This is a genomic window from Pseudomonas sp. NPDC089741, from assembly GCF_044748825.1.
GTDB classification, from domain to species: domain Bacteria; phylum Pseudomonadota; class Gammaproteobacteria; order Pseudomonadales; family Pseudomonadaceae; genus Aquipseudomonas; species Aquipseudomonas helmanticensis.
Genome location: NZ_JBIVGT010000060.1, coordinates 1 through 8,945, shown reverse-complemented (window position 1 = coordinate 8,945; position 8,945 = coordinate 1). Strand labels below are relative to the sequence as shown.

At 58.3% G+C, this 8,945-nt stretch carries 7 protein-coding genes and 1 pseudogene; 1 reads left to right on the top strand and 7 read right to left on the bottom strand.

The genetic code is table 11. The annotated features are described in order from the left end of the window. The 6 genes and pseudogenes from ACIPZE_RS28365 to grpE form a co-directional block, all read right to left on the bottom strand. A partial coding sequence (locus tag ACIPZE_RS28365) for a hypothetical protein (protein ID WP_400776723.1) occupies positions 1 to 182 on the bottom strand: 182 nt, incomplete at its 3' end. A gap of 125 nt (positions 183 to 307) precedes the next feature. After that, positions 308 to 1,443: pseudogene (gene carA, locus ACIPZE_RS28360) on the bottom strand (glutamine-hydrolyzing carbamoyl-phosphate synthase small subunit). Positions 1,444 to 1,700: 257 nt separating this feature from the next. Beyond that, positions 1,701 to 2,507, bottom strand: a complete 807-nt coding sequence (dapB, locus tag ACIPZE_RS28355) for a 4-hydroxy-tetrahydrodipicolinate reductase (RefSeq protein WP_129388945.1) — start codon at positions 2,505 to 2,507, stop codon at positions 1,701 to 1,703. A 9-nt stretch (positions 2,508 to 2,516) separates the two neighbouring features. Beyond that, complete coding sequence (gene dnaJ, locus ACIPZE_RS28350) at positions 2,517 to 3,641, bottom strand: molecular chaperone DnaJ (protein ID WP_007915222.1); 1,125 nt, start codon at positions 3,639 to 3,641, stop codon at positions 2,517 to 2,519. A gap of 296 nt (positions 3,642 to 3,937) precedes the next feature. Continuing rightward, positions 3,938 to 5,854: a molecular chaperone DnaK gene (gene dnaK, locus ACIPZE_RS28345; RefSeq protein ID WP_283437730.1), complete on the bottom strand. Its 1,917-nt coding sequence runs from the start codon at positions 5,852 to 5,854 to the stop codon at positions 3,938 to 3,940. Between the two features lie 102 nt (positions 5,855 to 5,956). Then, entirely contained in the window at positions 5,957 to 6,523 is a 567-nt protein-coding gene (gene grpE, locus ACIPZE_RS28340) for a nucleotide exchange factor GrpE (RefSeq protein WP_129388939.1), read from the bottom strand. Positions 6,524 to 6,763: 240 nt separating this feature from the next. Between grpE and recN the strand changes: the two genes are divergently transcribed. After that, positions 6,764 to 8,437, top strand: coding sequence for a DNA repair protein RecN (recN, locus tag ACIPZE_RS28335; protein WP_053117017.1), 1,674 nt, complete (start codon positions 6,764 to 6,766; stop codon positions 8,435 to 8,437). A gap of 81 nt (positions 8,438 to 8,518) precedes the next feature. Here recN and fur read toward each other — a convergent pair whose 3' ends face one another. Beyond that, positions 8,519 to 8,929 (bottom strand): ferric iron uptake transcriptional regulator, encoded by a 411-nt coding sequence (gene fur / locus ACIPZE_RS28330; RefSeq protein ID WP_400776725.1) that lies wholly within the window; start codon positions 8,927 to 8,929, stop codon positions 8,519 to 8,521. Between the last annotated feature and the right edge of the window lie 16 nt (positions 8,930 to 8,945).

Sequence of the window (8,945 nt, the reverse complement as noted above, 5' to 3'; positions counted from 1 at the left end):
TCCTGGTCGGGGTCGGTGAGGTGGGTGGCCTGGTGGGAGTTCACCAGGATTACGCGGTCACCCTCTTCGCGCAGGGCTTTACAGGCCTGGGCGCCGGAGTAGTCGAATTCGCAGGCCTGGCCGATAACGATCGGGCCAGCGCCGAGAATCAGGATGCTTTTAATGTCTGTACGTTTTGGCATGGGTTTGTCACTCAAATCCGCAGGTCAGTCGGCAAGCCGTCTTGATCGATTTCTGAAGTCCCGAAGGGGCCGCCGGTGCCGGGGCCACCCTCGTGGGCTTCTCTCTACAGTCTCAAGGCGAACGCTTAGCGTCGCTTGGCCATCTCGTTGATGAAGCGGTCGAACAGTGGCGCGACGTCGTTCGGGCCCGGGCTCGCTTCAGGGTGACCCTGGAAGCTGAACGCGCTCTTGTCGGTGCGCTCGATGCCTTGCAGGGTGCCGTCGAACAGCGATTTGTGAATCGCTCGCACGTTGGCTGGCAGGGTCTCTTCGTCTACCGCGAAACCGTGGTTCTGGCTGGTGATCATCACGACACCAGTGTCCAGATCCTGCACCGGGTGGTTGGCACCGTGGTGGCCATGGCCCATTTTCAGGGTCTTGGCGCCGGAAGCCAGAGCGAGCAGTTGGTGACCCAGGCAAATACCGAAGACCGGAATTTCGGTTTCCAGGACTTCCTTGATCGCCTTGATCGCGTAGTCGCATGGCTCCGGATCACCAGGGCCGTTGGACAGGAACACGCCGTCCGGCTTCAGTGCCAGGACATCAGCAGCAGGCGTCTGCGCAGGTACCACGGTGACGCGGCAGCCGCGCTCGACCAGCATGCGCAGGATGTTGACCTTGACGCCGTAGTCGTAGGCAACCACGTGATAAGGCAGCTCGGAAGCGTCGATGGTCGCGTGGCTGTCGGTCTTCAGATCCCAGACAGTCGAGCGCCATTCGTACTGAGTCTTGGTGCTGACGACTTTCGCCAGATCCATGCCTTTCAGGCCTGGGAAGCCTTGCGCGGCAGCAATTGCAGCTTCTTCGGAGATGTTGTCGCCGGCCATGATGCAGCCGTTCTGTGCGCCTTTCTCACGCAGGATGCGGGTCAGGCGGCGGGTGTCGATACCGGCGATTGCCACAACATTGTTGGCTTTCAGGTAGTCGGACAGGGACATCTTGTTACGCCAGTTGCTCGCTACCAGCGGCAGGTCACGGATGACCAGGCCAGCGGACCACACGCGGTCGGACTCGGCGTCTTCCGGCGTGGTGCCGGTGTTGCCGATGTGCGGGTAAGTCAAGGTAACGATTTGTTGGGCGTAGGAAGGATCGGTAAGGATTTCCTGATAGCCGGTCATTGCGGTGTTGAACACCACCTCACCAACGGTTTGACCGTCGGCTCAATGGCTTCGCCGCGAAAAATGCTGCCATCAGCAAGGGCAAGTATGGCTGGCTTAGTCAAGAAGACCTCCCGTAAATAACGCATGAAAGGGCGATCGCAGGTTGTAAAAAAGCGGAGTGACGTATGGACACGTCACCCCGCTTCTTCACTGAATTATTCTGCGCGCTTTTAGTGGACACACTAAAGCTGTAGCTTACAGAAAAAGGCTTTTTTGGTCCACCGCTAAAGAGCCTAAAAGGCCGGAGAATGCGACAGGACGTCGGCTAGCGGAGAAAAACCAGCGCAAACAGGGCGTTTGCGCCGGGTTCAGCAATGAATCAGCGCAGGTCGAGCACGTCCTGCATGTCGTACAGACCTGGCTCGCGAGCATCCAGCCACAGCGCGGCACGCACCGCACCCTTGGCGAAAGTCATGCGGCTCGAAGCCTTGTGCGTGATCTCCAGACGCTCACCTTCGCAAGCAAACAACACGGTGTGATCACCCACCACATCACCGCCGCGTACGGTGGCGAAGCCGATGGTTTCGCGCTCACGGGCACCGGTGTGACCTTCACGACCGTAGACCGCGACTTTCTGCAAATCACGATCCAGCGCACTGGCAATCACTTCACCCATGCGCAGCGCCGTACCCGACGGCGCATCGATCTTGTGACGGTGATGAGCCTCGATGATTTCGATATCCGCTTCATCACCCAGCACGCGTGCCGCCATGTCCAGCAGCTTCAGCGACAGATTGACGCCGACACTGAAGTTCGCCGCAAACACGATCGGAATATCCTTGCCCGCCTCGACCAGCAACTGCTTCTGCGCAGCGTCCAGCCCGGTGGTGCCGATGACCATGGCCTTGCCTGCCTTGCGGCAGAAGGCGAGGTTTTTCAGCATCACTTCCGGCAGCGTGAAGTCGATCAATACGTCGAACTCTTCCGCCACCGCCTCGATATGACCGGACAGCGGCACGCCGATACGACCCAACGATGCCAGCTCACCGGCATCCACGCCGATCAGCGTGCTGCCAGGACGAACCACCGCAGCGGTCAACCCGGTCAATGGCGCGCGCTGCTGCACGGCCTCGACCAGAATCTTGCCCATGCGCCCAGCAGCGCCCATCACAGCTATACGTCGCATGCCGACTCCTTACAGATCGCCGAAGAAACGCTTCACACCGTCGAACCAACCGGTGGTTTTCGGCGAATGGCTGTTGTCGTCCGCCAGCGAGCTGCGGAATTCTTCCAGCAGTTCGCGCTGACGACGGTTCAGATTGACCGGCGTTTCGACCGCCACACGGCACATCAGATCGCCTGCACCGCCGCCACGCACTGGTGCCACGCCTTTGCCGCGCACGCGGAACTGCTTGCCGGTCTGGGTGCCTTCAGGGATTTTCAGTTTGACGCGACCGTCGAGGGTCGGGATTTCCAGCTCGCCGCCCAAGGCTGCATCAACGAAGCTGATCGGCACTTCGCAGAACAGATGCTTGCCGTCGCGCTGGAAAATGTCGTGCTCGCGCACATTGATGACCACATACAGGTCGCCAGTCGGACCGCCCTGGGTACCCGCTTCGCCTTCACCGGAGAGACGAATGCGGTCGCCGGTATCGACGCCGGCCGGCACTTTGACCGACAGCGTCTTGTACTCTTCGACGCGGCCGTCGCCGTGGCAGGAGTCGCACGGATCGGAAATGATCTTGCCCTGGCCATGGCAACGCGGGCAGGTCTGCTGCACCGAGAAGAAGCCCTGCTGCATGCGCACCTGACCGATGCCGCCGCAAGTCGGGCACGTCGATGGCGACGAGCCTTTCTTGGCGCCCGAGCCGTCGCATGGCTTGCAGTTGACCAATGTCGGAACGCGGATATTCACGGTGGTACCGCGCACCGCCTCTTCCAGATTCAGCTCCAGGGTGTAGCGCAAATCGCTGCCACGCTGCGCGCCGCCACGGGAACCGCCGCGACCGCCACCGAAGAAATCACTGAAGACATCACCAAAGATGTCAGAGAAATTCTGCCCGCCGAAACCGGCACCGCCGCCGCCCATGCTCGGGTCGACACCGGCATGACCGTACTGGTCGTATGCCGCGCGCTTGCTCGAATCGGACAGCACTTCGTAGGCCTCGTTGGCCTCTTTGAACATCTCTTCCGACGCTTTGTCATCGGGATTACGGTCCGGGTGATGCTTCATTGCCAGACGGCGATAAGCCTTCTTCAGGTCCGCATCGCTTGAGCCACGCTCAACACCCAACACTTCGTAATAGTCACGCTTTGCCATAAGTCTTCTGCACTCTTGAGGACGTTCGGCAAACCCCTCCTGAGGATCGCCAAACTCGTTGAGCCCCAATACAGGCCCGGACCCAACTCACGTCAATTCAACGATCCTGGTCTTTGATTCTGCGGTACTTGTGGCGTGAAAAGCAGGAGCATCTTCAGCCATACCGCCAGCATCCGAACGTTGTCGCATGCTGTAAAAATTCGCGTATTCCAGATACGCCAACGCGGGAGCTAGCTCCCGCGCGGCGACATCCTACCAGTCACTGCCTAAAGGCAGTCAACCGGCCGACCAACAACTTACTTGTGGTCTTTGACTTCTTCAAACTCAGCGTCGACTACGTCGTCAGCCTTTTCAGCTTTCTCGTCGTGCGGCGCTGCGCCTTCAGCAGGCTGAGCCTGTTCGGCGTACATCTTCTGAGCAACCGGAGCGGAGACTTTCGACAGCTCTTCAACCTTCGCATCGATGGCAGCCTTGTCGTCGCCTTTGACAGCGGCTTCCAGAGCAACCACAGCGCTCTCGATCGCAGTCTTCTCTTCGGCAGTGACCTTGTCGCCCGCATCAGCAACCATTTTGCGCGTCGAGTGAACCAGTGCATCACCCTGGTTGCGGGCAGCGGCCAGCTCTTCGAACTTGCGGTCTTCTTCAGCGTTCACTTCAGCATCACGAATCATTTGCTGAATTTCGTCATCGGACAGACCGGAGTTGGCCTTGATCACGATCGACTGCGTCTTGCCGGTAGCCTTGTCTTTCGCACCAACGTGCAGGATGCCGTTAGCGTCGATGTCGAAGGTCACTTCGATCTGCGGCACGCCACGTGGAGCAGGTGGAATGTCGGCCAGGTCGAACTTACCCAGGGACTTGTTCTGAGTGGCTTGCTTGCGCTCGCCTTGCAGAACGTGAATGGTCACAGCGCCCTGGTTGTCGTCGGCAGTCGAGAACACTTGCGATTTCTTGGTAGGAATCGTGGTGTTTTTCTCGATCAGCGCGGTCATCACGCCACCCATGGTTTCGATACCCAGGGTCAGAGGGCTGACGTCGAGCAGCAGAACGTCTTTCACGTCACCAGCCAGAACAGCGCCCTGAATCGCAGCACCCATGGCAACAGCTTCGTCCGGGTTAACGTCTTTACGCGCTTCTTTACCGAAGAAATCGGTAACCAGCTTCTGTACCAGCGGCATACGGGTCTGACCACCGACCAGAATCACGTCGTTGATCGCGCCAACATCCAGACCAGCGTCTTTCATGGCGATGCGGCAAGGTTCGATGGTGCGCTGAACCAGGTCTTCAACCAGTGCTTCGAGCTTGGCACGCGAAATCTTCACGTTCAGGTGCTTAGGACCGGTCGCGTCTGCAGTAATGTACGGCAGGTTGACGTCGGTCGACTGGCTCGAGGACAGTTCGATCTTGGCTTTCTCAGCGGCTTCTTTCAGGCGCTGCATCGCCAGCGGGTCACCTTTGAGGTTCATGCCGCTTTCTTTCTTGAATTCGTCAACGAGGTAGTCGATCAGACGAATGTCAAAGTCTTCACCGCCAAGGAAGGTGTCGCCGTTGGTAGCCAGTACTTCGAACTGGTGCTCGCCATCGACTTCAGCGATCTCGATTACGGAAACGTCGAAAGTACCGCCACCCAGGTCATAAACGATCACGGTGTGATCGCCCTTGGCCTTGTCCATACCGTAAGCCAGAGCAGCTGCGGTTGGTTCGTTGATGATACGTTTTACGTCCAGACCGGCGATGCGGCCGGCGTCTTTGGTCGCCTGACGCTGGCTGTCGTTGAAGTAGGCCGGAACGGTGATTACCGCTTCGGTCACTGGCTCGCCGAGGTAGTCTTCGGCGGTCTTCTTCATCTTCTTCAGAATTTCAGCCGAGATTTGTGGCGGTGCCATTTTCTGGCCGTTCACTTCAACCCAAGCGTCGCCATTGTCAGCCTTGGCGATTTTGTAAGGCACCATCTGGATGTCTTTCTGCACAACTTCTTCGTCGAAACGACGACCGATCAGACGCTTTACTGCGTACAGAGTGTTGTGCGGGTTGGTCACAGCCTGACGCTTGGCCGACTGACCTACCAGAATTTCGCCATCGTTGGCGTAAGCGATGATCGACGGCGTGGTACGCGCGCCTTCAGCGTTTTCAATAACTTTTGCCTTGCCGTTTTCCAGCACGGAGACGCAGGAGTTGGTAGTCCCCAGGTCGATACCGATAATTTTGCCCATGTTAACTCTCCCGAAACTTTGGATTTGGATGCCGCAGCAGTGGTGGCTGACTGCGGTAGCACTTAAACGCTTGACTTCTAAATGGGGGCCTTGCGGCTAATTTCAAGCCTTCTCGTCAATCGAAGGCGAAATTGGCGCAGGCGCCTTGCTGACCACAACCATGGCCGGGCGCAACAGGCGACCGTTGAGCTGGTAGCCCTTCTGGAACACCTTCAGAACACTGTTCGGTTCTACGTCGGCGCTTTCCTGCATGGCCATTGCCTGATGCTGAACAGCATTGAACGGTTCGCCATGCGGATCGATCGCTTCAAGCTGATAACGCTTGAGGGTGTCGTGGAACATTTTCAGCGTCAGTTCGATGCCTTCACGCATCGGACGGATGCTTTCGTCGTCCGGGTTCGACAGCTCGAGGCCGCGCTCCAGGCTATCGACGATCGGCAGCAAGTCGCTGGCGAATTTCTCCAGGGCAAACTTGTGCGCCTTTTCGACGTCCTGCTCGGCACGACGACGAACGTTCTGCAGATCGGCAGCTACACGCAGAGACTGATCCTGCGCGGCGGCCAATTGCTCTTCGAGCACTTGTACACGGGTCGCCAGGTCATCACCCGAACCTGCGGGTGCCTGATTGGCTTCTGGGTTTTGCGTATCTACTGTCTGTTCGTCAGCCATAGAATTCTCCTTTCAATTTCGTCCGCGAGCCTGACTCGCGCTTCTGCCCCGATATATGGGGCCGCAAAATCAGGCTTCAAGGGTCTTCAAGCATTAACCCTACAAAAAAGTGCCGCATTCTCATTCCCCGATGCGCTAAGAACATTTTCAGTTCAAGCAAATCGAGCTAAGGGCAGGCATTGTCAGCCAGAAACAAAACACTGTATAAATAACCAGACCTAAAGCCTGGGAGCGGCCGTTATGCTGGTGCACCTGTCCGTACACAACTACGCCATCGTTGAACATCTCGATCTCGAACTTGATCGCGGGATGAGCGTGATCACAGGGGAAACCGGCGCCGGCAAGTCGATCATGCTCGACGCGCTGGGCCTGACGCTGGGCGATCGTGCCGACAGCGGCGTGGTCCGCCCCGGCGCCGACAAGGCCGACATCCTCGCGACTTTTGACCTTGTCGACATTCCCGAAGCCAGCGCGTGGCTCGCCGAGCGCGATCTGGACATCGACGGTCCATGCATCCTCCGTCGGGTGATCACCAGCGAAGGCCGTTCGCGCGGCTATATCAACGGCACGCCCTGCCCGCTGGGTGATCTCAAGTCTCTCGGCGAATTGCTGATCGACATTCATAGCCAGCACGAACATCAGTCCCTGCTGAAAACCGATACCCACCGCCGTTTGCTGGACGAGTACGCGGGCGCTACCGATCTGGCCCGCCAGGTTCAGCTCGCCGCCCAGCGCTGGCGGCAGACTCGCCAGGAGCTCGAGCGCCTCTCCAACTCCGGTGATGAACAGCGCGCACGCCATCAATTGCTTAGCTATCAGCTTGAAGAGCTGGAAAACCTTGGTCTCGGCGATAATGAACTCGAACAGCTGGAGCAGGAACACAAAAACCTGACCAACGCCGAAACCCTGCTGGGCATCTGCCGGCAAGTGGTCGAGCAATGCAGCGAAAGTGATTCAGGCAATGTCCTGAACGCACTGACGGCCAGCCTCAATCGTCTGTCGAGCGTGAACAATTCAGTTGGCGCACTGGGCGAAGCCAGCAGCTTGCTGACCAGCGCGCAGATTCAGGTTGAAGAGGCTGTCGGCGAACTCAATCGCTTCCTCGACAACTTCGATGCCGATCCGGCCCGCCTGCAGTACCTGGAAGAACGCCTCGATGCGATCTATACCCTGGCGCGCAAGCACCGGATCCAGCCGACCGAGGTCGCGGAAATGCAGCAAAAATTGCTGGATGAAATCGAAACACTCAACGCCAACGACGAATCCATCGAGCGCCTGGGCGAGGAACTCGCATCCTATGCCCGTCATTATCAGGAGAAGGCCCGGGAGCTGAGCGACTTGCGTCATCAAGCGGCTGGCAGTCTGGCCAGCGCGGTGGAACAGGAAATTCAGCGTCTGGGTATGCCTGGTGGTCGCTTCACCATCGAACTACGCGCCAACAGCAGCGACGAACTGCTGCCCAATGGACTGGAACAGGTTGAACTGCTGGTCAGTGCCAACCCTGGCCAACCCTTGAAAGCCCTCGCCAAAGTGGCTTCCGGCGGTGAACTGTCGCGGATCAGCCTGGCGATTCAGGTGATCACCGCCCAGACCTCACGGGTACCAACACTGGTGTTCGACGAAGTCGACGTAGGCATTGGCGGCCCGACGGCTGAAATTGTCGGCCAATTGCTGCGTCGACTGGGCGAACGCGGGCAGGTATTGACGGTGACGCACTTGCCACAAGTCGCGGCGCAAGGGCATCAGCATTTGTTCGTGCACAAAGTGCGTGGCGATGAGGCAACCCACACCGCTGTGTCCAAGCTGAGCAAGACCGAACGAATAGAAGAAGTCGCGCGGATGCTCGGCGGCATCGATCTGACCAAGGAATCGTTGGCTCACGCGAAAAAAATGGTGGTTACCGCGAAAGTTTAAGATTTTGAAACAATAGAAAGCACGAAGGCGACCCTGGGGTCGCCTTCGTTCGTTTCGCGAACCTGAATTCGCGCGACATGCTTACTTTTTCTTGCGGATGTACAGCACCAGGTTGTGATCCACCAACTCGACACCGTGCTCGTCGGCAATTGCCTTCTGCAGTTTTTCGATTTCTGGGCTGACAAATTCGACAACCTCACCGGTCTCCACATCGACCATATGGTCGTGGTGACCGCCGTCGGCCAATTCGAAGACCGCGTGGCCGCCGTCGAAATTGTGACGGACAACGAGACCAGCTGCTTCGAACTGGGTCAGAACACGGTAAACCGTGGCCAGACCGACGTCCTCGCCAGCTTCCATCAACGCCTTGTAGACGTCCTCGGCACTCATGTGACGCTGCTCGGTGGAGTCGAGCATTTGCAGGATCTTGACCCGTGGCAGGGTCACTTTAAGGGCGGCGGTGCGGAGTTCGGTAGGGGCAACGCGGGGCAGCGTGGGCGCGGGGCGG